24 protein-coding genes are annotated in these 26,412 nt (G+C 64.9%); 12 read left to right on the forward strand and 12 right to left on the reverse strand.

The window, feature by feature from the left end; all coding sequences use genetic code 11:
• The first annotated feature begins 5 nt into the window (after window positions 1–5).
• From eutA to doeB, 5 genes are read left to right on the forward strand one after another with little or no spacing between them, the layout of a single operon-like run.
• The gene (eutA, locus tag LB565_RS03120; protein WP_224581932.1) at window positions 6–782 is read left to right on the forward strand and encodes an ectoine utilization protein EutA; all 777 of its coding nucleotides are present in this window, start codon (window positions 6–8) and stop codon (window positions 780–782) included.
• Between the two features lie 19 nt (window positions 783–801).
• On the forward strand, window positions 802–1,785 hold the full coding sequence (gene eutB, locus LB565_RS03125) for a hydroxyectoine utilization dehydratase EutB (protein ID WP_224581933.1): 984 nt from the start codon (window positions 802–804) through the stop codon (window positions 1,783–1,785).
• A complete protein-coding gene (locus tag LB565_RS03130; RefSeq protein ID WP_224581709.1) occupies window positions 1,782–2,774 on the forward strand; it encodes a cyclodeaminase in 993 nt (330 codons plus the stop codon). Before eutB ends, LB565_RS03130 begins: the two co-directional genes overlap by 4 nt.
• A 36-nt stretch (window positions 2,775–2,810) precedes the next feature.
• Window positions 2,811–3,989, forward strand: coding sequence for an ectoine hydrolase DoeA (gene doeA / locus LB565_RS03135; RefSeq protein WP_224581710.1), 1,179 nt, complete (start codon window positions 2,811–2,813; stop codon window positions 3,987–3,989).
• 4 nt (window positions 3,990–3,993) lie between these two features.
• A complete protein-coding gene (gene doeB, locus LB565_RS03140; RefSeq protein ID WP_224581711.1) occupies window positions 3,994–4,998 on the forward strand; it encodes a N(2)-acetyl-L-2,4-diaminobutanoate deacetylase DoeB in 1,005 nt (334 codons plus the stop codon).
• Window positions 4,999–5,013: 15 nt separating this feature from the next.
• Here doeB and LB565_RS03145 read toward each other — a convergent pair whose 3' ends face one another.
• From LB565_RS03145 to cyoA, 7 genes are read right to left on the reverse strand one after another with little or no spacing between them, the layout of a single operon-like run.
• Window positions 5,014–5,547 (reverse strand): response regulator transcription factor, encoded by a 534-nt coding sequence (locus LB565_RS03145; protein ID WP_224581712.1) that lies wholly within the window; start codon window positions 5,545–5,547, stop codon window positions 5,014–5,016.
• On the reverse strand, window positions 5,537–6,889 hold the full coding sequence (locus LB565_RS03150) for an ATP-binding protein (RefSeq protein ID WP_224581713.1): 1,353 nt from the start codon (window positions 6,887–6,889) through the stop codon (window positions 5,537–5,539). The genes LB565_RS03145 and LB565_RS03150 overlap by 11 nt, the downstream gene beginning before the upstream one ends.
• Entirely contained in the window at window positions 6,886–7,695 is an 810-nt protein-coding gene (locus tag LB565_RS03155; RefSeq protein ID WP_224581934.1) for an SURF1 family protein, read from the reverse strand. Before LB565_RS03155 ends, LB565_RS03150 begins: the two co-directional genes overlap by 4 nt.
• A gap of 5 nt (window positions 7,696–7,700) precedes the next feature.
• Window positions 7,701–8,075 (reverse strand): cytochrome o ubiquinol oxidase subunit IV, encoded by a 375-nt coding sequence (gene cyoD, locus LB565_RS03160; protein WP_224581714.1) that lies wholly within the window; start codon window positions 8,073–8,075, stop codon window positions 7,701–7,703.
• Entirely contained in the window at window positions 8,072–8,698 is a 627-nt protein-coding gene (gene cyoC / locus LB565_RS03165) for a cytochrome o ubiquinol oxidase subunit III (RefSeq protein ID WP_224581935.1), read from the reverse strand. The genes cyoD and cyoC overlap by 4 nt, the downstream gene beginning before the upstream one ends.
• 2 nt (window positions 8,699–8,700) lie before the next feature.
• Window positions 8,701–10,707 (reverse strand): cytochrome o ubiquinol oxidase subunit I, encoded by a 2,007-nt coding sequence (cyoB, locus tag LB565_RS03170; RefSeq protein WP_224581715.1) that lies wholly within the window; start codon window positions 10,705–10,707, stop codon window positions 8,701–8,703.
• A gap of 10 nt (window positions 10,708–10,717) precedes the next feature.
• Window positions 10,718–11,899 (reverse strand): ubiquinol oxidase subunit II, encoded by a 1,182-nt coding sequence (gene cyoA / locus LB565_RS03175; protein ID WP_224581716.1) that lies wholly within the window; start codon window positions 11,897–11,899, stop codon window positions 10,718–10,720.
• Between the two features lie 288 nt (window positions 11,900–12,187).
• Between cyoA and LB565_RS03180 the strand changes: the two genes are divergently transcribed.
• On the forward strand, window positions 12,188–13,498 hold the full coding sequence (locus LB565_RS03180; protein WP_224581717.1) for an MFS transporter: 1,311 nt from the start codon (window positions 12,188–12,190) through the stop codon (window positions 13,496–13,498).
• Window positions 13,499–13,535: 37 nt separating this feature from the next.
• Here the strand turns inward: LB565_RS03180 and LB565_RS03185 are convergent, their stop codons facing one another.
• Window positions 13,536–14,555 (reverse strand): NAD-dependent epimerase, encoded by a 1,020-nt coding sequence (locus LB565_RS03185; RefSeq protein ID WP_224581718.1) that lies wholly within the window; start codon window positions 14,553–14,555, stop codon window positions 13,536–13,538.
• Window positions 14,556–14,866: 311 nt separating this feature from the next.
• On the opposite strand from LB565_RS03185, the gene LB565_RS03190 reads away from it, so the two are divergent.
• Window positions 14,867–15,307, forward strand: a complete 441-nt coding sequence (locus LB565_RS03190; RefSeq protein WP_224581719.1) for a hypothetical protein — start codon at window positions 14,867–14,869, stop codon at window positions 15,305–15,307.
• 86 nt (window positions 15,308–15,393) lie between these two features.
• Here LB565_RS03190 and LB565_RS03195 read toward each other — a convergent pair whose 3' ends face one another.
• Both LB565_RS03195 and LB565_RS03200 read right to left on the reverse strand, forming a co-directional pair.
• Complete coding sequence (locus LB565_RS03195) at window positions 15,394–16,536, reverse strand: NAD(P)/FAD-dependent oxidoreductase (protein WP_224581720.1); 1,143 nt, start codon at window positions 16,534–16,536, stop codon at window positions 15,394–15,396.
• Window positions 16,537–16,677: 141 nt separating this feature from the next.
• Window positions 16,678–17,343: a peroxiredoxin gene (locus tag LB565_RS03200; RefSeq protein WP_140543785.1), complete on the reverse strand. Its 666-nt coding sequence runs from the start codon at window positions 17,341–17,343 to the stop codon at window positions 16,678–16,680.
• A 133-nt stretch (window positions 17,344–17,476) separates the two neighbouring features.
• Between LB565_RS03200 and LB565_RS03205 the strand changes: the two genes are divergently transcribed.
• The 3 genes from LB565_RS03205 to LB565_RS03215 all read left to right on the forward strand — a co-directional run bounded on the left by LB565_RS03205 (window position 17,477) and on the right by LB565_RS03215 (window position 20,656).
• A complete protein-coding gene (locus LB565_RS03205; RefSeq protein WP_224581721.1) occupies window positions 17,477–19,180 on the forward strand; it encodes a BTAD domain-containing putative transcriptional regulator in 1,704 nt (567 codons plus the stop codon).
• 152 nt (window positions 19,181–19,332) lie between these two features.
• Window positions 19,333–19,815, forward strand: a complete 483-nt coding sequence (locus LB565_RS03210) for a hypothetical protein (RefSeq protein WP_224581722.1) — start codon at window positions 19,333–19,335, stop codon at window positions 19,813–19,815.
• Between the two features lie 97 nt (window positions 19,816–19,912).
• Window positions 19,913–20,656 carry a pseudouridine synthase gene (locus LB565_RS03215; RefSeq protein ID WP_224581723.1) on the forward strand — a complete coding sequence of 248 codons (744 nt, stop codon included), beginning with the start codon at window positions 19,913–19,915 and terminating at the stop codon, window positions 20,654–20,656.
• A 171-nt stretch (window positions 20,657–20,827) separates the two neighbouring features.
• On the opposite strand, the gene LB565_RS03220 is transcribed toward LB565_RS03215, so the two are convergent.
• Window positions 20,828–21,409: a histidine phosphatase family protein gene (locus tag LB565_RS03220; RefSeq protein ID WP_224581724.1), complete on the reverse strand. Its 582-nt coding sequence runs from the start codon at window positions 21,407–21,409 to the stop codon at window positions 20,828–20,830.
• 146 nt (window positions 21,410–21,555) lie between these two features.
• A complete protein-coding gene (locus LB565_RS03225; protein WP_140844031.1) occupies window positions 21,556–22,890 on the reverse strand; it encodes a dicarboxylate/amino acid:cation symporter in 1,335 nt (444 codons plus the stop codon).
• 235 nt (window positions 22,891–23,125) lie between these two features.
• Here LB565_RS03225 and LB565_RS03230 point away from each other — a divergent pair, with 235 nt between their 5' ends.
• Window positions 23,126–24,991: a sensor histidine kinase gene (locus LB565_RS03230; protein ID WP_224581725.1), complete on the forward strand. Its 1,866-nt coding sequence runs from the start codon at window positions 23,126–23,128 to the stop codon at window positions 24,989–24,991.
• On the forward strand, window positions 24,988–26,343 hold the full coding sequence (locus tag LB565_RS03235; RefSeq protein WP_224581726.1) for a sigma-54-dependent transcriptional regulator: 1,356 nt from the start codon (window positions 24,988–24,990) through the stop codon (window positions 26,341–26,343). Before LB565_RS03230 ends, LB565_RS03235 begins: the two co-directional genes overlap by 4 nt.
• Window positions 26,344–26,412 lie beyond the last annotated feature (69 nt).

Consider the following 26,412-nt stretch of genomic DNA (forward strand, 5'->3'; position numbering starts at 1 on the left):
AAGTCATGAAAGCACTGCCCGAGATCCGTCTCGAAACGGCGCGTCCTACGCTGGATACGCGTCCGCTGGAAAAGCGCGTCGGCCTGATTGCTTTAGCCACCGACCACACCAGCGAGGTGGACTTCCGCCGCATGGTGGCGAGCGAGCGGATCGGCATCTATGTCGCGCGCATCCCCTACGCCAATCCGACGACGCCGGAAAATCTGCGCAAGATGCAGCCGTCGCTTTCGGCGGGCGCGGCGCTCATCCTGCCGGACGAGCCGCTCGATGCCGTGTGTTATTCCTGCACGTCAGCCTCGGTGGTGATCGGCGACGCCGAGATCGAGCAGGCGATCCATGCAGCCAAGCCCGGCGTGCCCGCCGTCACGCCGCCGATGGCCGGCGTGCGCGGCCTGAACGCTTTCGGGGTGAAGCGCATCAGCATCCTGACCCCCTACACCGTCGAGACCAGCCGGCCGATGGCCGCTTATTTCGCGGCGCATGGCTTCGACATCCAGAGCTTCTCCTGCCTCGGTTTCGAGGACGACCGCGAGATGGCGCGCATCACGCCGGCGTTCCTGGTCGAGCTGGCGCGCAAGGTCACGCATCCGCAGGCCGATGCGCTGTTCGTCTCATGCACCGCGCTGCGCGCCGCGCTCGCGGTTCCAGCTATGGAAGAGGCGATCGGACGTCCGGTCGTCACCAGCAACCAGGCCAGCGCCTGGAACTGCCTGCGGCTGTGCGGCGACGAGGTGCCCCGACCCGAGTTCGGCCGGCTGTGGACGAAGCCGCTGGCCAAGTGAACGAGTGCCTGTGATCGAAATGATTGTTGAGCTTCAGCATATTCGCGCGGCGCGCGAACGCATTGCCGGCAAGATTGAGCGGACACCCACGGTGCTGTCGCAAAGCCTCTCGGACCGCGCGGGCCGTCCTGTTCATCTCAAGCTGGAGCATCACCAGACCACCGGCGCGTTCAAGCTGCGCGGCGCTTCCAATGCGATCGCAGCGTTGAGCGCGGAAGAAAAATCGCGCGGCGTCGTCGCCGCCTCGACCGGCAATCACGGCCGCGCTCTGGCGCATGCGGCGAAGCTCGAAGGCATCCGCGCGGTGATCTGCATGTCGAGGCTGGTGCCGGAAAACAAGCTCGACGCCATCCGTCGCCTGGGCGCGGATATCCGCATCATCGGCAACAGCCAGGACGACGCGCAGCAGGAAGTCGACAGGCTGGTGGCGGATGAAGGGCTGGTCATGCTGCCGCCCTTCGATCATCCCGATATCGTCGCCGGGCAAGGCACGCTCGGGCTGGAAATCATGGAGCAGGTTCCCGACGCGGCAAGCGTGCTGGTGCCGCTCTCCGGCGGCGGGCTGGCGGCCGGTGTTGCGGCGGCCGTCAAAGGCGTGAGCCCGCGCACCAAAGTCGTCGGCATCTCGATGGCGCGCGGTGCTGCGATGAAGGCCAGCCTCGACGTCGGCCGGCCGGTGCAGGTCGAGGAATTGCCGACACTGGCGGATTCGCTCGGGGGCGGCATCGGGCTCGACAACCGGCTGACCTTCGCCATGTGCCGCGACTTGCTGGACGACGTCGTCCTGCTTTCCGAGGAGGAGATCGCGGCCGGCATCCGCCATGCGTATGAAGAGGAGCGTGAGATTGTCGAAGGCGCCGGGGCCGTCGGCATCGGCGCGCTGCTTGCCGGCAAGGTCAAAGTGAGCGGCCCGACGGTTCTCATCCTCTCCGGCAAGAACATCGACATGGGCCTGCACCGCCGCATCGTCTGCGGCGAGACAATCGCGGAGCGCGCAGCATGAACCGCATAACCATCCTCACCGAGGCGGAGCTTCGCAAGATCGTGACACTCGATCTGGACGCCGTCGCCTGCGTCGAGAACGCTTTTCGCGCCTTGGCCACGTTGCCGGTGGCGATGCCACCGATCCTCCGGCTCGACATTCCCGAGCATCGCGGCGAGGTCGACGTGAAGTCCGCCTATGTGCCCGGCATAGACGGTTTCGCCGTCAAGATAAGCTCCGGTTTCTTCGACAACCCGACGCTCGGGCTGCCGAGCGGCGGCGGCATGATGGTGTTGCTTTCGGCCAAGACCGGTGTGGTCGAAGCGCTGTTGCTCGACAATGGCTATCTCACCGATATCCGCACGGCCGCCGCCGGCGCGGTCGCGGCCAGGCATTTGTCGCGCCAAGACTCCAGCGTGGCCGCGATCTTCGGCGCCGGCCTGCAGGCCGGCCTGCAGTTGGAAGCGCTGCGTCTCGTCAGGCCGATCGAGGAAGCGCGCATCTGGGCGCGCGACGCTGCCAAGGCTGAAGCCACCGCCGCGCGCCTGCGCGAGAAGCTCGGTATCCTCGTGCGGGCCGAGCCGGATGCGGCGAACGCGGCAGCGGGCGCCGACATCATCGTCACCACTACGCCGTCGACCGAACCGCTGGTCAAGGCCGGTTTCGTCACCGCCGGCCAGCACATCACCGCCATGGGCTCGGATGCCGAGCACAAGAACGAGATCGCGCCGGCGATCCTGCGCATGGCCGATCTCTATGTCGCCGACAGCGCCAAGCAGACGCGGCGCCTGGGCGAGCTCCATCACGCCATCGAAGCGGCGGTCTTCGCCGCCGACGCCGAGGTCACGGAACTCGGCCAGATCATCGCCGGCAGCAAGCCCGGACGGCGCTCGGCCAGCGACATCACCATCGCCGACCTCACCGGCACCGGCGTGCAGGACACCGCAATCGCCACTTTGGCTCGCGACCGGGCGCGCACCGCCAATGCCGGGCTCAATTTCGAAAGTTGATGCTGGCCGCCAGGCCCAACAAACGAGGACAACAAAATGCAGCCAAACCTGAAATTCTCGCGGAGCGAATTTGCCGATCGCCTCGCCAAGACGCGAAAAGCCATGGAGGCTAAGGGCGTCGATCTGCTGATCGTCAGCGATCCTTCCAACATGGCCTGGCTGACAGGCTATGACGGCTGGTCATTCTATGTGCATCAGGCCGTCATCGTGCCGCCTTCCGGCGAGCCGGTCTGGTACGGCCGCGGCCAGGACGCCAACGGCGCCAAGCGCACCGCCTATCTCGCGCATGACAACATCATCGGCTACGCCGACCACTATGTGCAGTCGACCGAGCGGCACCCGATGGATTACCTCGCCAGCGTGCTGGCCGAGCGCGGCTGGGACAAGCTCAGCATCGGCGTCGAGATGGACAATTACTGGTTTTCGGCTGCGGCTTTCGCGTCGCTGCAGAAGCACCTGCCCAATGCCCGCTTCGCCGACGCCACCGCGCTGGTCAACTGGCAGCGCGCGGTGAAAAGCCCGACCGAGATCGAATACATGCGCAACGCCGCCCGCATCGTCGAGGCGATGCACCAGCGCATCGTCGACAAAGTAGAGGTCGGCATGCGCAAATGCGACCTGGTCGCCGAGATCTACGATGCCGGCACGCGCGGCGTCGCCGGCATCGGCGGCGACTATCCGGCGATCGTGCCGCTCTTGCCATCGGGCGCGGACGCCTCGGCGCCGCATCTCACCTGGGACGACAAGCCGATGAAGGTGAACGAAGGCACGTTCTTCGAGATCGCCGGCTGCTACAATCGCTACCACTGCCCGCTGTCGCGCACTGTCTTCCTCGGTAAGCCGACGCAGGCGTTCCTCGATGCCGAGAAGGCCACACTTGAGGGCATGGAAGCAGGTCTGGCCGCGGCCAAGCCGGGCAATGCCTGCGAGGACATCGCCAATGCCTTCTTTGCGGTGCTCAAGAAATACGGCATCGTCAAGGACAACCGCACCGGCTACTCGATCGGTCTTTCCTATCCGCCGGACTGGGGCGAGCGCACCATGAGCCTGCGCCCCGGCGACCGCACCGAGCTCAAGCCCGGCATGACCTTCCATTTCATGACTGGACTGTGGCTGGAGACGATGGGGCTGGAGATCACCGAGTCCATTCTCATTACCGATACCGGCGTCGAATGCCTGGCCAATGTGCCGCGCAAGCTGTTCGTGAAGGACTGAGCCGATGTCCGCTTTGCGTCCGTCGCCGATCGCGCCGACCGTCGACTTCGAGCGCGACGGCGTCCAGCACGGCTTCCTGCGCCTGCCCTACAGCCGCGACGATTCCGCCTGGGGATCGGTAATGATCCCGGTCTGTGTCGTGCGCAACGGCAAGGGCTCGACGGCGCTGCTCACCGGCGGCAATCACGGCGACGAGTATGAGGGGCCACTGGCGCTTTACGACCTCGCCCGCACGCTCGATCCGAAAAATGTCTCCGGCACGGTCATCATCGTGCCGGCGATGAACTATCCGGCCTTCCGGGCCGGCACGCGTACCTCGCCGATCGACAAGGGCAACATGAACCGCTCTTTCCCCGGGCGACCGGACGGCACGGTGACGGAGAAGATCGCCGACTATTTCCAGCGCGAGCTGCTGCCCCGCGCGGACATCGTCTTCGACTTCCACTCGGGCGGCAAAACGCTGGACTTCGTGCCGTTCTGCGCGGCGCACACGCTGCCGGACAAGGCGCAGGAGAAAAAGGCTTTCGCCGCGGTCGAGGCTTTCTCGGCGCCGTTCTCCATGCGCATGACCGAGATCGACGCGGTCGGCATGTATGACACGGCCGCCGAGGAGATGGGCAAGGTCTTCGTCACCACCGAGCTCGGCGGCGGCGGAACCTCGCGCGCCGAGACGGTGCGGATTGCCAGGCGCGGCATCCTCAACGTGCTGCGCCATGCGGGTATCGTAGATGGTGCGGTCGAGAAGGACAGAACTCAGTGGCTGGACATGCCTTCCGGTGATTGCTTCGCCTTCGCCGAGGATGACGGCATGATCGAGACGATGGTCGATCTCGGCGAACCCGTGAAGGGCGGCCAGGTTGTCGCGCGCATCCATTCGGTCGGCCGAACCGGGCAGGCGCCGCAGGAGATCAGGGCCAGGATGTCGGGACTGCTCGCCGCGCGTCACTTCCCGGGCCTGGTCAAGGCGGGCGACTGCGTCTCGGTGCTGGGCGTGGCCGTTCGGGAATAGTCCTGGCGCGGCGCCCTACTGCACCACGCGCTTCTCGAGCTTGCGGGCGAGCGTGCGCCGGTGCAGGCCGAGCCGGCGCGCGGTTTCGGAGATGTTGAAGCCGGTCTCGACCAGCGTTTCGTGGATGCGCTCCCATTCGAGATTCTTGATCGAGGTGGGGCGGCTGGTGAGCGGCACCGAAACGTCGCCCTCGGCGCGACCGAAGGCGGCTTCGATGTCATCGGTGTTGGCGGGCTTGGCCAGATAATGGCAGGCGCCGAGCTTGATCGCCTCGACCGCGGTGGCGATGCTGGCAAATCCCGTCAGCACGACGATGCGCATCGACGGATTGCGGGCGCTGAGCAGCTTGACGCATTCGAGCCCCGATCCCGCTCCGAGCTTAAGATCGACGACGGCATAGGCCGGTACGGCCGTGTCCAGCGCGACCAGCAGCGCCTCGCGGTCGTGACAGACCACGACGTCGTAGTCGCGCTTTTCGAAGGAGCGTTTGAGCGTGCGCGCGAAGGTCGCGTCGTCCTCGACGACAAACAAGGATCGATCAGGCTTCACGATCGTCTCCATCGGTCAGCGCCGCCAGCGGCAGCGAAAGGGTAACGCAGGCGCCCTCCGCCATGTTGCGCGCCGAAACGTCGCCACCAAGCTTGCGCACCACATTGAACACCAGGAAGAGGCCCAGGCCGCCGCCCGGACGCCCCTTGCTCGACATATAGGGCTGGCCGAGCGTTGCCAGAATATCCTTGTCGAAACCCGGTCCTCGATCCGTGACGGAGAGCACCAGCTTCTCATCCTGCCGCTCGGCAGTGATGCCGACCCAATCGTGCGATGCTTCCTGCGCATTGTCGAGCACATTGAAGATCACTTGTTTCAGCGCCGTGTCGGACACGATCGGCTCGTCCGGCTCGAAACCATTGCCGTAGTCCAGCTCGATAGGCTGGCGGCTGACGCGCCATTCCTCGACGAGATCGTCGAGGAACCGGCGGATCGTGGTGCGGATGGTGCCCTCGCCCCGCGCCTGGCCGGAGGACATGAGAATGCCCGTGACGATGCCTTTGCAGCGCTCGATCTGGGCTTGCATCTCGGCCACGTCCTCGGAAAGCTCGCGGTTGCGCTTGACGCCGCGCATCTGGCGCCAGTCGGACAGGATGACCGATATGGTCGAGAGCGGTGTGCCCAGTTCATGCGCGGCACCCGAGGCCAGCAGGCCCATCCGCACGATGTGATCTTCCTCGGCCGAACGCTGACGCAGGTCGGCGAGATAGGCATCGCGTTCGCGCAGATTGCGGTTGATGCGCGTCATGAAGATTACGATCAGCCCGGCCGCGAGCACGAAGCAGATAAACATTCCGCGCAGATGCAGCGCCAGGAGATCGCTGCCGCCGTGATGCGGGAGCGCGATCGGCTGGAAAACGAAGATGAGGAAGATGAAGCAGGCAGAGGCCGCCACCACCAGGAGCCAGGTCGACCATGGGGCCAGCAGCGCGGCGCCGAGCGTGATCTGCAGCAGATAGAGCGACACGAAAGGATTCGAGGCGCCGCCGCTCAGGTAAAGCTGCGTCGTCAGCGCCGCCATGTCGAAGATCAGCGCGACGAAGAGCTGCGCGTTGGAGATGCGGCGGTTGCCGCGCAGGGCGAGCAGGCTGAAGATGTTGAGCCCGACGAGGAAAAGCACCACGCCCGCCATCTCGGTGAGCGGCAGCGGGATGGAGAACCAGTACTGCGTCACCAGGATGGTCAGCACTTGCCCCGCCACCGCCAGCCAGCGCAGCTGGATGAGCAGGAGCAGGTTCTTCCTGTTCGTGACGTCGGCGTTCGAGGCGGGGCCTCCCTGCCCGGTCGGAGGAACCGTCAGGAACGGCTTGTCGTGATGGGGCCACGCGATCGAGATGCTCATTTCGGCGCTTCCCGCTGGGGCCGGCCGGCGAAGACCTGACTGGCAAGCGCCACCGCCAGCATCCCTGCCAGGGCAAACCAGGTCAAGGCATAGACCAGATGGCTGTTGCGGAAGGTGACGACGGTGAGCCCGCCGCGCGGCCAGCCAGCAGCGCCGGAGGCTTCGGCATCGACGAAATAGGGCGCGACATCCGCCAGGCCGCGCGCCTTGGCGATGGCATCGACGTCGCGCGAATACCAGCGATCGGCAGCAGGATCGTTGCTGCGCAGGAAACCGCCGCCGGGCTCGCTGATGCGCAGCAGGCCGTCAACCGTCGCCGGCGAGGTGAGCGCGGCATTCTCTCGCTCGAACTCCGTCTTGCGCTCTTGCGGGATGAAGCCGCGGTTGACGAGGACCGTGAAACCGCGGTGATCACGCATCGGCATCAGCACCCAATAGCCGCCGCCAAGCTCGGTCACCGCCTGCACCAGCGTGTTGGTGCCCCCGAGGAAATGCCCGGCCAGGCGCACATGGCGATATTCGTAGTCCGGCGCGCTCAACCCGCTCCAGTCCTGCGGTCCGGGCGCGTCGACGACCGGAGCATGGATGCGCTGGTCGACGCGGGCGATCAGGTCGAGCTTCCAGACCCGTCTTTCCAGCTGCCAGATGCCGAGCCCGAGAAACACCAGAACGCCGAGAAGCCCAAGCAGCGCAAGCAAGAATCGCGACGCGGAACCCTTCGAGGCCGCATGAGAGCCGATACCTGCCCGGCCGGTCATGTCCTTTGCCTCGACTTTGGCCCTCCCCGCGCCCGACGCGCCCGAAATGGGGTTCATGGCATCTCCCGCATCTCGTGGAGCGCGGGCATCATGTTGGCGTTGAGGTGGTACATCACCCAAAGCGAGCCGCTCAGCACGATGACGACGAGGGTCACCGTGAAAATGAGCGCCAGCATCGACCATCCGCCTTCCGAGGCGGGGTTCATATGCAGGAAGAAGACCATGTGCACCACGATCTGCACCACCGCGAACGCCATGATGATGATGGCCGTCGCCTGCTTGTTGTCGAGGGCGCCGGTCATGACCATCCAGAACGGGATGGCGGTGAGGATCACCGACAGGACGAAGCCGATCAGGTAGCCCCTCAGCGACCCGTGCGCGGCGCCGCCATGGGTGTGGTCGTGATCGGCATGATCATGAGCGCTCATCTGAGCATCCCCATCAGATAGACGAAGGTGAAGACGCCGATCCAGACGATGTCCAGGAAGTGCCAGAACATCGAGAGGCACATAAGCCGGCGGCGGTTGGCCTTGATGAGGCCGTATCGCGCGACCTGCACCATCAGCGTCAGCATCCAGACGATGCCGAAGGTGACGTGCAGGCCGTGCGTGCCGACCAGCGTGAAGAAGGACGACAGGAAGGCGCTGCGCTGCGGCGTCGCGCCTTCATGGATCATATGCGCGAATTCGTAGAGCTCGATGGAGAGGAACGCCAGGCCGAACAGCATGGTCACCGCGAGCCAGCCTTGCGTCGCGCCGACGCGGCCCTTGTCCATGGTCAACATGGCAAAGCCATAGGTGATCGAGGACAGGAGCAGCATGGTGGTATTGACCGCCACCAGGCCGAGATCGAACAGGTCCTTCGGCGCCGGACCCGCCGCGTAATTGCCGCCGAGCACGCCAAAGGCCGCGAACAGCATGGCGAAGATCAGGCAGTCGCTCATCAGATAGAGCCAGAAGCCGAGCATGGTGCTGCCGCCTTCGGCATGCGCATGCTCCTCTTCCAGGTGGAAGACCGGCTCTGAACCGGCCGTGATCGCCGTCGATGTCATGCTCAAGCCCTGACCCCCTCGGCGACGAGGAGCGTCGTCCTCGCCTCTTCCGTTTGGGCGACCTCGGACGCCGGGATGTCGAAGTCGCGATGATAGTTGAAGGTATGGCCGATCGCGGTGGCGATCAGGCAGACGAAGCTCAGCGCCGCCAGCCACCATATGTACCAGATCAGGCCAAAGCCCAGCGCGACGCTGAAGGCGGCGAGGATCACCCCTGTGCCGGTGTTTTTCGGCATATGGATCGGCCTGAAGCCGGAGAGCGGGCGCCGGTAGCCGGCCTTCTTCATGTCCCACCAGGCGTCGTTGTCGCGGATGATAGGGGTGAAGGCGAAATTGTAGGCCGGCGGCGGCGAGGAGGTCGACCATTCGAGCGTGCGGCCGTCCCACGGATCGCCGGTGACATCGACCAACTCGGCCCGCTTGCGGATGGAGACGAAGATCTGGACCAGGAAGGCGGCGATGCCGCAGGCGATCAGCACCGCGCCAAAGGCGGCGATCACGAACCAGATCTGCAGCGAGGGATCGTCGAACACGCGCATGCGGCGCGTCACGCCCATCAGGCCAAGGATATAGAGCGGCATGAAGGCGAACCAGAAGCCGAGCACCCAGCACCAGAACGAGACCTTGCCCCAGAACGGATCGAGCTTGAAGCCGAAGGCCTTGGGCCACCAATAGGCGATGCCGGCGAACAGGCCGAACAGCACGCCGCCGATGATGACGTTGTGGAAATGCGCGATCAGGAACAGGCTGTTGTGCAGTACGAAGTCGGCCGGCGGCACCGCAAGCAGCACGCCGGTCATGCCGCCGACGACGAAGGTGAGCATGAAGGCCACCGTCCACATCATCGGCAATTCGAAGCGGATGCGGCCGCGATACATGGTGAACAGCCAGTTGAATATCTTCGCGCCAGTCGGGATCGAGATGATCATCGTGGTGATGCCGAAGAAGGAATTGACGCTGGCGCCGGAGCCCATGGTGAAGAAGTGGTGCAGCCAGACGAGATAGGACAGGATGGTGATGACTATCGTGGCGTAGACCATCGAGGTGTAGCCGAACAGGCGCTTGCCGGAGAAGGTCGAGGTGACCTCGGAGAAGACGCCGAACAGCGGCAGGATGAGGATGTAGACCTCTGGGTGACCCCATATCCAGATGAGGTTCACATACATCATCGGATTGCCGCCGAAGTCGTTGGTGAAGAAGTTGGTGCCGACATAGCGGTCGAGCGCGAGCAGCGTGAGCACCGCCGTCAGCACCGGGAAAGACGCCACGATCAGCACGTTGGTGCAGAGCGAGGTCCAGGTGAAGACGGGCATGCGCATCATGGTCATGCCGGGGGCGCGCATCTTGATGATGGTGCAGATCAGGTTGATGCCGGACAGGGTCGTGCCGACACCCGCCACCTGCAGCGCCCATATGTAATAATCGACGCCGACATCGGGACTGTAATTGATGCCCGAGAGCGGCGGATAGGCCAGCCAGCCGGTACGGGCGAACTCGCCGACGAACAGCGAGGCCATCACCAGTATGGCGCCGCCGACCGTCATCCAGAAGCTGAAATTGTTGAGGAAGGGGAAGGAGACGTCGCGCGCGCCGATCTGCAGCGGCACGACGAAGTTCATCAGCCCTGTGACGAAGGGCATCGCCACGAAGAAGATCATGATCACGCCGTGGGCGGTGAAGATCTGGTCGTAGTGATGGGCGTTGAGATAGCCCTCGGAGCCGTTGAAGGCGATGGCCTGCTGCAGGCGCATCATGATGGCGTCGGAAAAGCCGCGCAAAAGCATGAGGAGGCCGAGCGCCATGTACATGATACCGATCTTCTTGTGGTCGACGCTGGTGAACCACTCGCGCCAGAGATAACCCCAGAGCCGGAAATAGGTGATGGCGCCGAGCACCGCGAGACCGCCCAACGCCACCACGATGAAGGTGACGACGACGATCGGCTCGTGCAGCGGCAGCGACTCCAGAGTGAGGCGGCCGAAGATGAATTTGGTCAGCGACTCAGGCATCCGCGATCCCTCACAATTCGAAGCGCAGCAGGCCGAGCGACGGCGCGCCGGCGTCGGCGCGGCGGCTGCCGGCGCCGGGCGCGAGCAGGCCAACGCCGCGTAGCGGGGACAGGTCCCTGAGCGGCCAGCCCCTGTCATCGTCATTACGGGCCGCGCGCGAAGCGGCGGCGGCCTCCTCCGCCGTGCAGATGCTTGCGACATAGGACGGACCGCTGCCGAACACCGCCCCGCGCCGCGCAAGCTTGTCATATTGCAGCGGCAGGGTGTTGCGCACGCCGGCCAGGCCAAGGCCGCCCTTGGCGTCGATCGACATCATCTCGTTCATGCACATCTTGCCGCGCTCGACGCACAGATTGAGGATCGCGCCATAGAGGTCGGGATCGACGGAGGCATAGTGGCGGACCGGCTCGTTCTCGCTCGGACGTTCGAGCTCGAGATAGGTCTCGCGGCTGAGCGTACCTTGAGCGTTTTTGGTCTGCGCCACCCACTCGCCGAAGGCCTGGTCGGAGAGACCGTGGAACGCAAAGCGCATGCCGGAGAAGCCGGCGCCGCTGTAATTGGCAGAGAAGCCGGTATAGGTGCCCGGCCTGTTGACGACGGCGTGCAGCTTGGTCTCCATGCCGGGCATGGCGTAGATCTGCCCGGCAAGGGCCGGGATGTAGAAGGAGTTCATCACCGTGGAGGAGGTGATGCGGAAGTCGATCGGCTGGTTGACCGGCGCCGCCAGCTCATTGACGGAGGCAATGCCGTAATCCGGATAGATGAAGAGCCATTTCCAATCGAGCGCGACGACCTCGACTCTGAGCGGCTTGTGATTCTGCGTGACCGGCTGTCCAGCCTCGATCCGGTCGATGCGCCGATAGGGATCGAGCAGATGTGTGCCGAGCCAGGTGAGCGCGCCGAGGCATATGATGACGAGCAGGGGCGCGGCCCAGATCACCAGCTCCAGCTTGGTCGAATGGTCCCAGTCCGGCGTATAGGTCGCCGTGGTGCTGGATTGCCGGTAGCGCCAGGCAAACAGCACGGTCAGAACCATGACGGGTAGGATGATGAGCAGCATCAGCAGGGTCGAGACGACGAGCAGGTCGCGCTGCTGCACTGCCACGTCGCCCGCGGGCGCCAGCACGACGAAGTCGCAGCCGCTGAGCAGCACGGCCAGCGGAAAAAGAAGCAAGGCTCCGGATCGTTTCATCAAACGCTGCCCTCGATGGGCCTGCAGCAGGTCTTTGCAGGTTGCGACGCGATATGTCCAACGGCTACTGCCGCCGTCACGGCGACGACATTGGACAATTTGTCCAATGCCGGATTGCTATGGCTTTGGCGAAAGTGTGCACGCATAATTGGATGACGACAACATCGCATCTGAATGACGACAAGGTCGCATTGGGATGACGACAACGTCGCATCTGGATGACGACAAACATCGCATCGGGACGACGACAATCGCGTTCCGAACTTGAGCTCGGTGGCGACGGACGAGATGGCTGAAACTTCGACTGGCGAAACTGACAGCAGACTGATCGGCTCGCATCACGGCCAGGTCAGCGCGGGCGACATCGCGGTCGGCGTGATCATCGGCAGAACGTCGGAATTCTTCGATTTCTTCGTCTACGCGATCGCTTCCGTGATCGTGTTCCCCAAGCTTGTGTTTCCAACGCACGACCCGCTGGTCGGAACGCTCTATTCCTTCGCCATCTTCGCGCTTGCCTTCATCGCGCGCCCGTTCGGCACCGTGCTGTTCATGGCGATCGACCGCGCCTATGGCCGCGGCGCCAAGCTGACGATCGCGCTGTTCCTGCTCGGCACCTCGACCGTCGCCATGGCGTTCCTGCCCTCCTATGAAGATGTCGGCGCGGTCGCCGCCTGGCTGCTGGCGCTTACCCGGTTCCTGCAGGGCCTTGCGCTTGGCGGGACTTGGGACGGGCTGCCCTCGCTCCTGGCGCTGAATGCGCCGCAGAACCGGCGCGGCATCTATGCGATGATCCCGCAGCTCGGCGCGCCGATCGGCCTCATCGTGGCCAGCTCGCTGTTTGCCTTCTTCGTTGCCAACCTCTCGGCCGAAGACTTCTTCGCCTGGGGCTGGCGCTACCCCTTCTTCGTCGCATTCGCCATCAATGTCGTGGCGCTGTTTGCCAGGTTGCGCATCGTGGTGACGCCCGAGTTCTCGAAACTCTATGAGAGCGGCGACCTGCAGCCAACCCGCATCAGGGATATGATCCGCACAGAAGGCCGTAACGTCGTCGTCGGCGCCTTCGCGCCGCTGGCGAGCTTCGCCCTGTTCCACATGGTGACTGTGTTCCCGCTGTCCTGGGTGTTCCTGTTCACCAATGAAGGGCCGGAGCGTTTCCTGGTCATCGAGGCGGTGAGCGCGCTGTTCGGCATCGCGGCGATCGTCGCATCAGGCCCGCTGGCCGACCGCGTCGGACGTCGCGCCCTGCTCGGCGGCGGCGCCGTCGCCATCGCCGCATTCAGCGGCTTTGCCCCGCAGCTTCTCAACGGCGGCACGGTCGGCGAGACGGTGTTCATGGTGCTGGGCTTCATCCTGCTGGGCCTGAGCTTCGGGCAATCCTCGGGCGTCGTCGCATCGAGCTTCTCGCGCCGGCACCGCTATACGGGCTCGGCGGTGACGTCGGATCTCGCCTGGATGTTCGGCGCCGGTTTCGCGCCGCTTGCCGCGCTGCTGTTGGCCGGCACTTTCGGCCTAATCGCCGCCGGCGCCTATCTGCTTTCGGGCGCCGCCTGCACGCTGATCGCGCTCTGGATCGACAGGCAGGCACGCCAGGCCGACTGAACGCCCAGCAGGCTCGGTTTGCGGCCGCTAACTGCGATCAGACCTGGTAAAAATCCCGATACCATTCCACGAAGCGCGGGACGCCGATTTCGATCGGGATGCTGGGCTTGAAGCCGGTCACCTCTTCGAGCGAGGTCACATCGGCGAAAGTTGCCGGCACGTCGCCCGGCTGGAGCGGCATCATATTGCGGATGGCCTTGCGCCCGAGCGCTCCTTCCAGCACGTCGATCAGCCGATTCAGCTCGATGGGCGAGCTGTCGCCGATGTTGTGGATCCGGAACGGTGCATTGCTTGTCGCAGGATCCGGCGCGGCATTTGTCCAATCGGGATTGGGCGTCGCTGGATGATGCATGACACGGACCACCCCTTCGACGATGTCGTCGATATACGTGAAATCGCGCTGCATGTTGCCATGGTTGAAGACGTCGATCGGCTGGCCGGCGAGGATGGCCTTGGTGAAGATGAACAAGGCCATGTCGGGCCGTCCCCACGGACCGTAGACGGTGAAGAAACGCAAACCCGTCGTCGGCAGCCCGAACAGATGGCTATAGGTGTGGGCCATCAGCTCGTTCGCCTTCTTGCTGGCGGCATAGAGGCTGAGGGGATGGTCGGCGGAATCATGCACCGAGAACGGCATGCGCGTGCTGCCGCCATAGATCGAGCTCGACGACGCATAGACAAGATGGCCGACCGAGGTCTGCCGACACCCTTCCAGAATGTTGAGGAAGCCGTTGAGATTGCTTTGCGCGTAGACGTGCGGATTGATCAGCGAATAGCGGACTCCCGCCTGCGCGGCGAGATTGACGACGATCTCCGGCGCGGCGGAGGCAAAGACCGCCGAGATACCATCGCGGTCGGCGAGATCGACATGCTCGAAACGAAAGTTGGCGAACCCTTTCAGCCGCTCCAGCCTCGCCTGTTTGAGCGTGACGTCGTAATACTCGCTCATGGAATCGAGGCCGACAACCTGCCGGCCTTCGGCGAGCAGCCTCTGGCAAAGGTGAAAACCTATGAAGCCGGCCGCGCCGGTAATCAGGATCGGCCTGCTCGACGTCAATACATACCCCTAACGCTGCAGCCAAACCTTTCAGGCCATCGAGAACTTGCGCCTTTTATGGCAGGCCTGCAATGAATTCAACGATCCGCTTTCTTTCGCCGCTCCAATGATGCCGCCCCGTGCGGCCGTTTCCGCCAGGGTAAGGCCGGCGGAAATGTGATCTCAAGCCGACGCTGATATGCGAGCGTGATCAGCGGTCGAGCCCTTCCGCACGGAATGAGATTGCGCGCATAGCCCGAAGTGGGGATTTGGTTTTCTTGGTGATCTCTGTTCCTTGAGGCAAACTCCCACCCGGGCTGTCAGGAGGAGACATGAGAGCACGCGCGGCGACGGTCGGAGACCTCGAAGATGTTTTCCGCGGCCTGTCCAAGCGAATATCGGACGAATATGTGGCGGCCGGCAAGGACAGCAAAAGCGCCTATGACAATCTGATGATGAACCTGAAGGAAGGCCGGGCGCATGCGCTCGCGCAGGACGACAGGACGGTTGCGATCATCGCCTGGCATGAGCACGCGGATGCCGCCGATACGCTCTTTGCCGCGCGGGAGGATTTCTTCAACGCTGCGACGGTCCGCTTCTGCAAGCGGCATATCCGCCATGTCCAGGCGCTCGCCGGCAATCTTCCCATCCATTCGCGCAGCTGGCTGGACAGGCCCGACGTCGCGAAATGGTTCCGCGTGATCGGCTATATCGACCGGGGGCGGGAGAACGGCGCCACCCTGTTCGAGCTGCCGCCGGCCGCCAACGGCTGAGGGCAGCTGACAGACCGCCTCCGGATTTGCCGGTGCGCCGCCCTCTGGCGGCGGCGTCCTCGCCCATCACTGCGGTTGTCACAGGCTCACGAGCCGAACCAGCGCGACCGTCGACTCGAGCCGAACTTTTCCTTGTCGGCACGCAACGCCACCGAAGGCTCGTAGTAGTTGCCTGTCGGCGCGGGGCCAGAAAAGAAATCGACCTCGACCTTGCCGATGCGGCCGCCACCGAATTCGATGTAACAGGTGCCGAAGCCGTCATAGAGCATGCCGTTTCCGCTGCCACGCAGCTTGGCGACGAGTGCTGAGGCAACGGCGCGCGCGGCACCTTCGGCGAAGACGCCGGCCTTGGGCGTCCCGGTGTTGGCGCCGTCACCGACCGCGTAGACATTCCGGTATTTCGTCTCGAGCGTGCGCGGGTTGACCGGGATCCAGCCGTTCTCCGACATCCCGCTTTCGAGCACGACCGGCGGCACCCGATGCTTGGGCACGCCAAGGAAAAGCTCGAAAGGCATTTCCGAGCCGTCGTCGAGCACCGCCACGTTTCGGCTATTGTCGACCGAGGCGACGCGATGGCTGGGAATGAACTTGATGCCGCGCTCGGCGAAAGCCGCAAGCAGCGCCTTCGAGGTATCGGGCGACGGCGGCACCGGGCTGCCGAGCGGCAGCACCAGCGATATCTCACAGGCCTCCCGCACGCCTTGCCGCACCAGATAGTCATGCAGCATCAACACGCATTCGCTCGGGGCCGGCGGGCATTTGTAGGGCGCGCCGCAGACGCCGACCATCGCCCTGCCTCTCTTGAAGCCCGGCAACACGTCGCGCAGCCGCTCCGCGCCGGCAACCGAATAGAACTCGTTGGTGCCCGACAGCCCAGGCGTAGCGTCGAAATCATATTCAGCGCCAAGCGCGACAATCAGGTAATCGGCATCGTAGACACCGTCGTCGGTGGTGACACGGCGCCTTTCTGGATCGATCGCGGTGATGGTGCGCCTCAGCAATTTCACGCCGGGCTTGGCGTAACGGTTGTAGGGCAAGTGGACCGCCTCCGCCGCCTTCAGGCCGAACATCACGTCGAGTTTCGAAAAGCCGAACACGAAGGCGTCGCTCTTGTCGATGAGCGTGACATCGATGCCGTCGCCCATTGCCTCGGACAGCAGGGTCGTCAGTTCCAGGCCGCCAAAGCCCGCTCCCACGACGACGATGCGCGGTTTGTTTGCAGTGCTCATCTCGGTTCCCCACGTCTTGGCGCCATGCAGAAGCGCCGGATTTGAATTTGCTCACTGTCTTTCGGTTGTGTGGCGGCGGGGATGTGTCTCTCACGTCCTCGCCGCCGATGCCCGGCGCCTCAGACCTCGATGCCTGACCTGTCAGGTCAGCACTGGCTGCGGCACGATGCGGATATAGGGTTTCGGTTCCTTCCAGCCCTGCGGATAGAGCTGCTTTGCTTCATCGTTCGACACCGAACCGGCGATGATGACGTCGTCGCCGGGCTTCCAGTTCACCGGAGTCGCCAGGCGATGCTTGGCCGTCAATTGCAGGGAGTCGACGACGCGCAGCACCTCGTCGAAGTTGCGGCCCGTCGTCATCGGGTAGGATATGACGAGCTTGATCTTCTTGTCGGGGCCGATGACGTAGACATTGCGAACCGTCTGATTGTCGGCGGCGGTGCGGCCGTCGGCGCTGTTGCCCGCCGACGCCGGAAGCATGTCGTAGAGCTGCGAGACGGCGAGTGTCGGGTCGCCGATCATCGGGAAGTTCGGCGCCATGCCTTGCGTCTCGGCGATGTCCTTCGCCCAGCCGGCATGCTTCTCGACCGGGTCGACGGACAGGCCGATGACCTTGACGCCGCGCTTGTCAAATTCGGGCTTGAGGCGCGCCATGTAACCGAGCTCGGTGGTGCAGACCGGCGTGTAGTCCTTGGGATGCGAGAACAGGATGCCCCAGTCCTTGCCCAGCCACTCGTGGAAGGAGATCGGACCTTGCGTGGTGTCGGCGGTGAAGTCGGGGGCGATGTCTGCGATACGGAGTGACATGGTTGTGTTCCTTTCCGGTTGGAATTCGATTGCGGCGCTAAATTAGGAAATTTATGTTCCGCCAGCGTTCCCCGACGACGGCCGCCCGGTGACGGCTTCGGCGGCGGTGCCCTTTCTTCCGGACGGTGCATGCATGCGCGTTTCGATCCACCTCCTCGGCCGGTTCGCCGTCAGCGTCGATGACCGGGTGGTCCCTGCGGCCGAGTGGCGGCGCGACCGCGCCGCGGCTTTGGTCAAGCTGCTTGCCTTGCGGCCTGGACATCGCGCCCACCGCGAGCAGATCATGGAGACCTTCTGGCCAGACGCGGACCCCGACGCCGCCGGCGCCAGCCTGCGCAAGGCGGTCCATTTCGCACGCCGCGCGCTGGGCAGCCACGACCTGATCGAGGTGAGCAACGATATCGTGGCGCTCGCCCCGGATGTCGAACTGGCGATCGACACCGAGAGCTTCGAGACCGCCACGAAGGCCGCCCTGCGAGGCGGCGACAGCCGGGCCTTCGCACACGCCGCCGACCTCTACGGAGGCATGCTCCTGCCCGACGATCTGTTCGTCGAATGGCTGGACACTCCGCGCGCGCAACTGCAGCAGCGCTACAGCGACCTCCTGCGCGCCGGCAATCTCTGGCAGCGACTGATCGCGCTCGACCCGGCCGACGAGCAGGCGCAATGCGCGCTGATGCAGGCAGCACTCGATTCCGGCAACCGCGTGGAAGCGATCCGCCAATTCAATCAGCTTCGCGACAATCTGCATGCCGAGCTCGGCGTCGGGCCGAGCGCCGCCACCATCGCGCTCTACCAGAAGGCCCTGGCTCTGTCCGGCACGGAGATCGTCAGCCCGGTGGAGCAGATACGCACATCGCTCGCCTGGGGGCTGGTGCATCTGCAAAGCGGCGAATTCGACAAGGCAAGCGAGATCGCGCGGCAGACACGCGATCTGGCGCTGGGCGCCGATTTGCCGCGCGAGGTCGGCGAGGCGAGCGCGCTGCTGGGCATCGCATCGATGATGCAAGCCCGGTGGCCGCAACTGTTCCGGTCCGAATTCATCGAATGGGTCCGCGCCAAACCCGCCTTCGTTCAGCATGTCTTCGACGGTCATCTCTGCCTGTCAGAATTCTGCCTGTGCAGCGCGAAAGGCCACGCCGAGGTCGCGGGACTTGCCCGGGAATTGCTCAGCGTGGCCGAGGAGGCCGGATCGAGCGCGGGCCGCGGTCTCGCTTGCCTGCTGCTTGGAGAGGCCTCGCTTTTCTCGGGCGATCTCGACAGCGCCGAAGGCTTCCTCACGACGGCGGAACAATTGCTTCAGGAGGCGGATGCGGTGGCGGGCCGCGTGCTTGCAATCGAGCGACTGGCCGAGATCGCGCTGGAGCGCGGCCAAAGGTGGCGCGCCGGCCGTCTCATCCGCCGCGGCCTGGCGGATGCGGAGCGATCCTGGCTTTCCCCGCACCTGATCATGCGCATGCAGGCGCTGGCCGTGCGCGCCGCGTCAACACCCAAGATGGTGGCCGAGGAAATCCTCGCCGGCGACCGGCTGTTGACGCCAGGCGCTTGCCAACCCTGCTCGATGGCGTTGCGCACCGCATCGGCAATAGCGCTTGCCGAAGCCGGCGACCTGGAACAAGTGGACCGCCGCCTGAACGACGCCGAACGTATCGCCGGCATGTGGCAGGGTGGCCCTTGGGCCGCGGCGCTTTGGGAGGCACGCGGCGTGCAGCGGCGGGCGCAGAACAAGGAAGTGCGCGCGCTGGCCGCCTTCGAGGAGGCGGCAGGCCGCTACGAGGAGCTCGGGCGGCCACGCGACCAGGCACGCTGCCTCGCACGCATGAGCCCCGGCGGCTGATGCCCGATATTGGCTCGCGCGTAGCCCAGGCCTCCGCATGAAAGGCGTCTTCCCGGCAACGGCGACTTGCACAGAGCATTGTTTAGCGGAATTGTAGAAAAGGCAGCCGGCGAGCCGGCACGCCGGATGGGGTTTGGCTGCTGGAAATCGGGATGTTGCGCGTCTGCCTGGCTTTTGTCGCCATCGCTGCCCTGACGAGACCGTCAGGGGCGGAACCGCGCTCGTCCCATCTTTTCGACCGGTCCGACCTCGCGGCAGCCTATTCGGGCCAATCCGATCTCCTCACCGCATACACGACCGGCATGGCGCGCTACCGGCTTCAATATTCGGGCTCCGCGGCCCAGGCCGGTTTGGCCGCGCCGCTCGAGCCTCGCCTGCTGCGGCCTGAATTCCAGCAACGGACATGGCGCTCGGCGGACGGCAGCCTGCTGCAGGGCTTTGCCGGCAAAGGCGGCTTCCGGCTGACCACAGGCAACTGCGTGACCCGCATCTGCACGGCCAGCGAGTGCAGCGAGGCCGGCTGGCCGCTCTATGCCTGCAGCGACGGGCGCAAGCGCAAGATGTCGGTCAACAGCTTCGTGACGGCAACATTCGACGGAGTCACCTACCGGCGGCTGAGCGCGCCGCAGGAGTGAAATTGGACGATCCGAAGCAGGTGACGGAGCCGCTTGCGCCCATCTCGCCAAGCGTGGCATCGGTTGCGGCGTTTTGAGACGTTCGAAGACAAAGATAGTGGCACGCCAACCCGACAGACGATCCGCAACAGCAAAGGTCAGCCTCGCCCGAGCGCTCTCCAAGCTTGGCTTCTGCTCGCGCACGCAGGCCGAGAATCTGGTCGCCGAGGGGCGGGTGCAAGTAAACGGCAGGACGGTGCGCGATGCCTTGCTGCGCATCGATCCCGACCACGACAGCATCGGTGTCGACGGCAAGCGCGTCGTTGCCGAGCGCAAGGTCTATCTGATGCTCAACAAGCCGCGCGGGCTGGTCACCACCCGCGACGATCCCGAAGGCCGCGGCACGGTCTATGACTGCCTGGAAGGGCTCGACCTGCCCTTCGTGTCGCCGGTCGGCCGGCTCGACAAGGCGAGCGAAGGGCTGCTTTTGCTGAGCAACGATACGCGCTGGGCGAACGGACTGCTCGACCCCGCCTCGCATGTCGACAAGACCTATCACGTGCAGATCGCCGCCTCGGCCGACAAGGCGATGCTAGAACGCTTTCGTCAGGGCGCCGTCGTCGATGGCGAGTTGCTTACGGCAAGCTCGATCGCGCTGTTGCGCAGCGGCGGGCGGACAGCCTGGCTGGAGATCGTGCTCGACGAAGGACGCAACCGGCAGATCCGCAGGCTGCTCGGCGCTTTCGACATCGAGGTGCTGAGGCTGGTACGAGTGGCGATCGGCGGCCTTCAGCTCGGCGGGCTTGCCAAGGGCAAGGCGCGGCATCTGACGAGCGAAGAGCTGGCAATCTTGTCGACTTGACGCGCCAGGCACTTCCCCTCACCCGGATTGCCAGCCGAATTGCGAAGGCTATTCGGGGCAATCCGACCTCTCCCCAAGAGGAGAGGAGGTCACCGGCGCCGAAGTCAGCCTCTTCTCCCCATGGGGAGAAGGTGGCCGCGAAGCGGCCGGATGAGGGGGAGCCCGCGCTCGCTACTTCTGGTTCCAGCGCCGGATGACCGGCTCGGTCAGATCGTGCTCGTAGCCCAGGATGCTGAGGCTGGCAGTGTCGAGCACGAAATGCTCGCCGCCTGCCGGCGGCAGGCCGACCCAGCGCGCCGCGAATACGCGCAGGAAATGCGAGCTGGAGAAGATGAGCACATTGCCGGCAATTGCGCGAAGCTCGGCGATGATGGTATCGGCGCGGGCGCCGACATCGGCAGCCGTCTCGCCCTGCGGACAGCCATCGCGAAACAATTGCCAGCCGGGGCGCCTGGACAGGATCTCCCTGGTCGTCACCCCTTCATAGGCGCCATAATCCCATTCCTGCAGGTCCGGCTTCTTCACCGCGCGCTCGCCGAAACCGGCGAGCCGGCAGGTGTCGAAGGCGCGCTGCGAGGGGCTGGACCAGATGGCCTGGAACGTCAGTCCCTTGAGCCGGTCGGCAACGGCGCGCGCGGCCTCCTCGCCTTTCGCCGTCAGGGGAATGTCGGTGCGGCCGGTGTGCCTGCCCGAGAGGCTCCATTCGGTCTCGCCATGCCGGACAAGATAGATCTCGGGATACGCGCTGCTCATCGAACGCCCTCTCGGCTGGATGTTTCGCCGAGGATCCGGCTCGCGCAGCCTATGCGGCGGCCGACAAAAAGAACAGGCCGCGGCAGAGCCGCGACCTGTCCGGCATCGGGAGGATGCCGTTTGTCTTCCGCAACTTCGGACGGCGATCAGGCAGGTTGCAGGCCGCCCGACAGCGCAAGGTCAGCCTCTTCCGGCAATTGACCGGCCATGGCGGCGGCGAATTGCTTCTGGTCGAGCTCGCCTTCCCAGCGGGCCACGACGATGGTCGCGACCGCGTTGCCGACGAAGTTGGTGAGCGCGCGGCATTCCGACATGAAGCGGTCGACGCCGAGGATCAGCGCCATGCCGGCGACCGGCACCGAGGGCACGACCGAGAGCGTGGCGGCCAAGGTGATGAAGCCGGCGCCGGTGATGCCGGCCGCGCCCTTCGAGCTCAGCATCGCGACGAGCAACAGCAGGATCTGGTCGCCGAAAGTGAGCGGCGTGTCGGTCGCCTGGGCGATGAACAGCGCGGCAAGCGTCATATAGATATTGGTGCCGTCAAGGTTGAAGGAATAGCCTGTCGGGATGACAAGACCGACCACCGAACGGTTGCAGCCGGCGCGCTCCATCTTGGCCATCAGGCCGGGAAGTGCCGCTTCCGACGACGAGGTGCCGAGCACCAGCAGCAGCTCTTCCTTGATGTAGCGGATCAGCGCCAGGATGGAGAAGCCGTTGTACCATGCGACGGCACCCAGAACGACGAGCACGAAGAGCAGCGACGTCAGATAGAAAGTGCCGATCAGGAAGGCGAGGTTAGCGATCGCGCCGATGCCGTATTTGCCGACGGTGAAGGCCATGGCGCCGAAGGCGCCGATGGGGGCGGCCTTCATCAAAATGGCGACGAGGCGGAAGACCGGCGCAGTCAACGCCTGGAGGAAATCGACGACCGGGCGGCCGCGTTCGCCGACCAGCGCCAGGGCGATGCCGAACAGCACCGAGAAGAACAGCACCTGCAGGATGTCGCCCTGCGCAAAGGCGCCGGTGATGGTGTCGGGAATGATGTTCATCAGGAAGCCGACGATGGTCGTGTCATGCGCCTTCTCGGTGAAGGTCGAGACCTTCGAGGCGTCGAGCGTGGCCGGATTGATGTGCATGCCGGCGCCAGGTTGGACGACGTTGGAGACGACGAGGCCGACGACGAGCGCCAGAGTCGAAAAGACGAGGAAATAGATCATCGCCTTGCCGGCGACGCGGCCGACCTTGTGCAGGTCGGAAACACCGGCAATGCCGGTCGCCACGGTGAGGAAGATCACCGGCGCGATCACCATCTTGACCAGCTTGATGAAGGCATCGCCAAGCGGTTTCAGCGAGGCGCCCAGGTCGGGATAGAAATGGCCAAGCAGGATGCCGGCGGCGATCGCCACCAGGACCTGGACATAGAGATGCCGGTAAAAGGGAACCTTGCCGCGCGGTTCGGCGGCAGCGATTGCTGTCTGCATGATATCCTCCATTCGGCCCCCGATCGAGACGCTCGACCTCCCTGGGGCTGTTGACCTCCACAGCCTCGCGGCTGCTGCGGATGCATTTGCAACGCGCGTGCCAGATGACGGCCGAAGCCTCGAAATACTGATTTTGTTGGCTTTTTCGAACCGAGGACGGGCGTCTTCGAGGACTCCGTGCGCTTATCCGCATAGGTCGAATTGTGCTTTGTGCGAATTCATGCACAGATGCGGCATGCTGCAACGCCCTGCCGCTGTCTTCGCCTCGACGCCCGAACTGCTCGCCGGGCGGGCACGCCGCGCCTGGCTATTGTTCGCGGCGGTGGCGCTGGCGATCGTCGCGGCAGCGCTTTACGGCGCAGGCCTCTATGGCCGCTCGACCGAGACCGAGGCCTTGGCCACGCAGGGACGCACCGACGCCAACCTCAAGGTGGCGTTGCTGCGCGCTGTGCTGGAAAACCCGCGCGCGCTGCCGCTGCTGCTGTCGGAGGATCAGCAGGTGCATGACGCGTTGAGCGAGCGCAGCCCTGCCTCGATCGACGTGCTCAACCGCAAGCTCGAAGGGCTGGTGTCGGGCACCAAGGCCTCGGTGCTCTATGTCACCGGCACGGACGGCTTGGCGATCGCCTCCAGCAATTGGCGCGAACCGGTGAGCTTCGTGGGCAACGACTATGGTTTCCGGGCCTATTTCTCGGGCGCGATGGAAACCGGCACGGCCGAATATTTCGCGCTCGGCAATGTCAGCAAACGTCCGGGCCTCTACATCTCGCGCCGCGTCGACGGCGCTTCGGGGCCGCTCGGCGTCGTCGTGGTCAAGATGGAATTCGACCAGCTCGAGGCCGACTGGCACGAGGCCAACCGCCCGGCCTATGTCAGCGACGAGCACGGCGTGGTGCTGATCACCAGCGTGCCCTCCTGGCGCTTCATGACGACGGCACCGCTGGCGGCTGCGGTCAGCGGCGCCATCCGCGCCAGCCAGCAATTCGGCGATGCGCCGCTGGTGCCCCTGCCGATCACGAAACCGCAACCGCTGAGCTCCGACGTCGCGCTGGTCCATGCCATCACGCCCGGGGGCAGCGACGCCGAGTATCTGCGGCTGTCGACCGCAGTGCCGTCGACGCCGTGGCGGCTCGACTATCTCGTTCCGGCCGAGGCGCCGATCGCAGCGGCGCAGCGCGAGATGCGGCTGCTGACGCTAGGTATCCTCGTCCCGCTCATCGCCTTTGCCGCCTATCTGTTGTGGCGCCGGCAATCCGGCCAAATGCGGATTGCCGCGGAACAGGCCGCGCGGGTCGAGCTCGAGCGCCGGGTCGTCGAGCGCACGCAGGACCTCAGCCTGGCGCGCGACCGGCTGCAGGCCGAGATCGCCGACCATCGCAGCACGGAGGCGAAGCTGCAGGTGATGCAGCAGGAGCTGGTCCAGGCCAACCGGCTTGCCACGCTTGGCCAGGTCGCTGCCGGCGTCGCGCATGAAATCAACCAGCCGGTGGCGACGATCCGCGCCTATGCCGACAATGCGCGCGTCTTCCTGGAGCGCAAGCAGGGGGCCTCGGCCGAAGAGAACCTTGGCGCCATCGCCGCGCTGACCGAGCGCATCGGCTCGATCACCGAAGAGCTGAAAGCCTTTGCCCGCAAGGGCCGCACCGCCGCCGAACCGGTTGAGCTGCGCGGCGTGATCGAAGGCGCCGTGGTGCTGCTCAGGAGCCGCTTCGCCGGCCGGCTGGACGCGCTGGCGATCACGCTGCCGCCGCCGGCGCTGAAGGTGATGGGCAACCGGCTGCGGCTGGAGCAGGTGCTGATCAACCTGTTCCAGAACGCGCTGGAGGCGCTCGATGGCCGTGATGGCGCGCTGGTCGAAATCTCCGCCACCGAAACCGCCGAAGACGTGGCGCTGGTCGTTTCCGATAACGGGCCGGGCATCCCGCCCGCGATCCTGAAATCCCTGTTCACGCCCTTCAACACCTCGAAGGAAAGTGGCCTCGGGCTCGGCCTCGTCATCTCCAAGGACATCGTCGCCGATTATGGCGGGCGCATCGAGGTTTCGAGCAGCGGCCAAGGCACACGCTTCACCATCCATCTGTCGAAAGCCGGCGCAGCATGACCAGGCATGACCCAGCACCGGTGATCCTGATCGATGACGACAGCGATCTGCTCAAGGCGACAAGGCAGACGCTGGAGCTTGCCGGCTTCGCGGTGTCGGCTTACGCGGTGGCGAGCGAAGCTTTGGCGACGCTCGACAGGAATTTCGCGGGGGTGATTGTCTCGGACATCCGCATGCCGGAGATCGACGGCCTGCAGCTTTTCGACCGCGTGCTGCGGCTCGACCCCGACATTCCCGTCATCCTGGTCACCGGTCATGGCGATATCGCCATGGCGGTCAAGTCGATCAAGGACGGCGCCTACGACTTCATCACCAAGCCTTTCGCCGCCGACCGGCTGGCGCAGAGCGTTGCGCGCGCCGCGGAGAAACGCCGGCTGGTGATGGAAAACCGCGCTTTACGAGAAGCGGCAGAGCAGGCACAGGAGGGATTGCCGCTGATCGGCCAGACGCCGGCGATGGAGCGGTTGCGCCGGACATTGCGGCAGATCGCCGACACCGACGTCGACGTGCTGGTGACCGGCGAGACCGGCTCCGGCAAGGAGGTGGTGGCGAGCCTGCTGCATCGCTGGAGCCGCCGCGCCAAGGGCAATTTCGTCGCGCTCAACTGCGGCACTTTGCCGGAGACGGTCATCGAAAGCGAGTTGTTCGGCCACGAGCCCGGCGCCTTCACCGGCGCGCAGAAGAAGCGCGTCGGCCGTATCGAGCATTCGAGCGGCGGCACGCTGTTCCTGGACGAGATCGAAAGCATGCCGGCCTCAACGCAGGTACAGATGCTGCGCGTCTTGGAAATGCGCGAAGTGACGCCGCTCGGCACCAATGAGGTGCGCCCGGTCGACCTGAGGGTGGTCGCGGCAGCCAAGGTCGATCTCGGCGATGCCAGCCAACGCGGCGCTTTCCGCGAGGATCTCTATTACCGGCTCAATGTGGTGACGCTTTCGATCCCGCCGCTGCGCGAGCGGCGGGATGATGTGCCGCTGCTGTTCGGTTATTTCGCCGAGCGTGCCGCCGCCCGCTTCCGTCGCACCGTGCCGGCGATCTCCGCCGCGGTCCAGCGTCATCTGAGGGACCATGACTGGCCGGGCAATGTGCGCGAGCTCGCCCATTTCGCCGAACGTTTCGTGCTCGGGCTCGATGATGTCGGCGAAACGCCTTCCCGTGCGGCAATGGAGAGCGACGCCGCGATGCCGTTGCCCGAACGGCTCGATCGCTACGAGGCCGAGATCATACGCGAGACACTTGGCCGCAATGACGGCGACGTCCGGCGCACCATCGAGGCGCTCGGCATTCCGCGCAAGACCTTCTACGACAAGCTGCAGCGGCACGGCATCGTGCGCAGCGATTTTTCCAGGTAGATCAAGGGCCGAGATGGAGCATGATGTCGTCCGCAAACGCTTCACACTTTTCGGCGTCATGCCCGTGGG

Source organism: Mesorhizobium sp. CA14, from assembly GCF_020165195.1.
Lineage (GTDB): Bacteria > Pseudomonadota > Alphaproteobacteria > Rhizobiales > Rhizobiaceae > Mesorhizobium.

What these genes read in the sequence shown, in the direction of transcription:
- cyoD (WP_224581714.1), bottom strand. Translation starts at nt 8,075, where the DNA reads ATGAGCGCTCATGATCATGCCGATCACGACCACACCCATGGCGGCGCC.
- LB565_RS03130 (WP_224581709.1), top strand. Translation starts at nt 1,782, where the DNA reads ATGAACCGCATAACCATCCTCACCGAGGCGGAGCTTCGCAAGATCGTG.
- LB565_RS03190 (WP_224581719.1), top strand. Translation starts at nt 14,867, where the DNA reads ATGAGAGCACGCGCGGCGACGGTCGGAGACCTCGAAGATGTTTTCCGC.
- LB565_RS03235 (WP_224581726.1), top strand. Translation starts at nt 24,988, where the DNA reads ATGACCAGGCATGACCCAGCACCGGTGATCCTGATCGATGACGACAGC.
- LB565_RS03205 (WP_224581721.1), top strand. Translation starts at nt 17,477, where the DNA reads ATGCGCGTTTCGATCCACCTCCTCGGCCGGTTCGCCGTCAGCGTCGAT.
- cyoA (WP_224581716.1), bottom strand. Translation starts at nt 11,899, where the DNA reads ATGAAACGATCCGGAGCCTTGCTTCTTTTTCCGCTGGCCGTGCTGCTC.
- LB565_RS03210 (WP_224581722.1), top strand. Translation starts at nt 19,333, where the DNA reads ATGTTGCGCGTCTGCCTGGCTTTTGTCGCCATCGCTGCCCTGACGAGA.
- LB565_RS03150 (WP_224581713.1), bottom strand. Translation starts at nt 6,889, where the DNA reads ATGAGCATCTCGATCGCGTGGCCCCATCACGACAAGCCGTTCCTGACG.
- LB565_RS03220 (WP_224581724.1), bottom strand. Translation starts at nt 21,409, where the DNA reads ATGAGCAGCGCGTATCCCGAGATCTATCTTGTCCGGCATGGCGAGACC.
- LB565_RS03230 (WP_224581725.1), top strand. Translation starts at nt 23,126, where the DNA reads ATGCTGCAACGCCCTGCCGCTGTCTTCGCCTCGACGCCCGAACTGCTC.
- LB565_RS03195 (WP_224581720.1), bottom strand. Translation starts at nt 16,536, where the DNA reads ATGAGCACTGCAAACAAACCGCGCATCGTCGTCGTGGGAGCGGGCTTT.
- eutA (WP_224581932.1), top strand. Translation starts at nt 6, where the DNA reads ATGAAAGCACTGCCCGAGATCCGTCTCGAAACGGCGCGTCCTACGCTG.
- LB565_RS03225 (WP_140844031.1), bottom strand. Translation starts at nt 22,890, where the DNA reads ATGCAGACAGCAATCGCTGCCGCCGAACCGCGCGGCAAGGTTCCCTTT.
- eutB (WP_224581933.1), top strand. Translation starts at nt 802, where the DNA reads ATGATTGTTGAGCTTCAGCATATTCGCGCGGCGCGCGAACGCATTGCC.
- doeB (WP_224581711.1), top strand. Translation starts at nt 3,994, where the DNA reads ATGTCCGCTTTGCGTCCGTCGCCGATCGCGCCGACCGTCGACTTCGAG.
- cyoB (WP_224581715.1), bottom strand. Translation starts at nt 10,707, where the DNA reads ATGCCTGAGTCGCTGACCAAATTCATCTTCGGCCGCCTCACTCTGGAG.
- LB565_RS03180 (WP_224581717.1), top strand. Translation starts at nt 12,188, where the DNA reads ATGGCTGAAACTTCGACTGGCGAAACTGACAGCAGACTGATCGGCTCG.
- doeA (WP_224581710.1), top strand. Translation starts at nt 2,811, where the DNA reads ATGCAGCCAAACCTGAAATTCTCGCGGAGCGAATTTGCCGATCGCCTC.
- LB565_RS03200 (WP_140543785.1), bottom strand. Translation starts at nt 17,343, where the DNA reads ATGTCACTCCGTATCGCAGACATCGCCCCCGACTTCACCGCCGACACC.
- cyoC (WP_224581935.1), bottom strand. Translation starts at nt 8,698, where the DNA reads ATGACATCGACGGCGATCACGGCCGGTTCAGAGCCGGTCTTCCACCTG.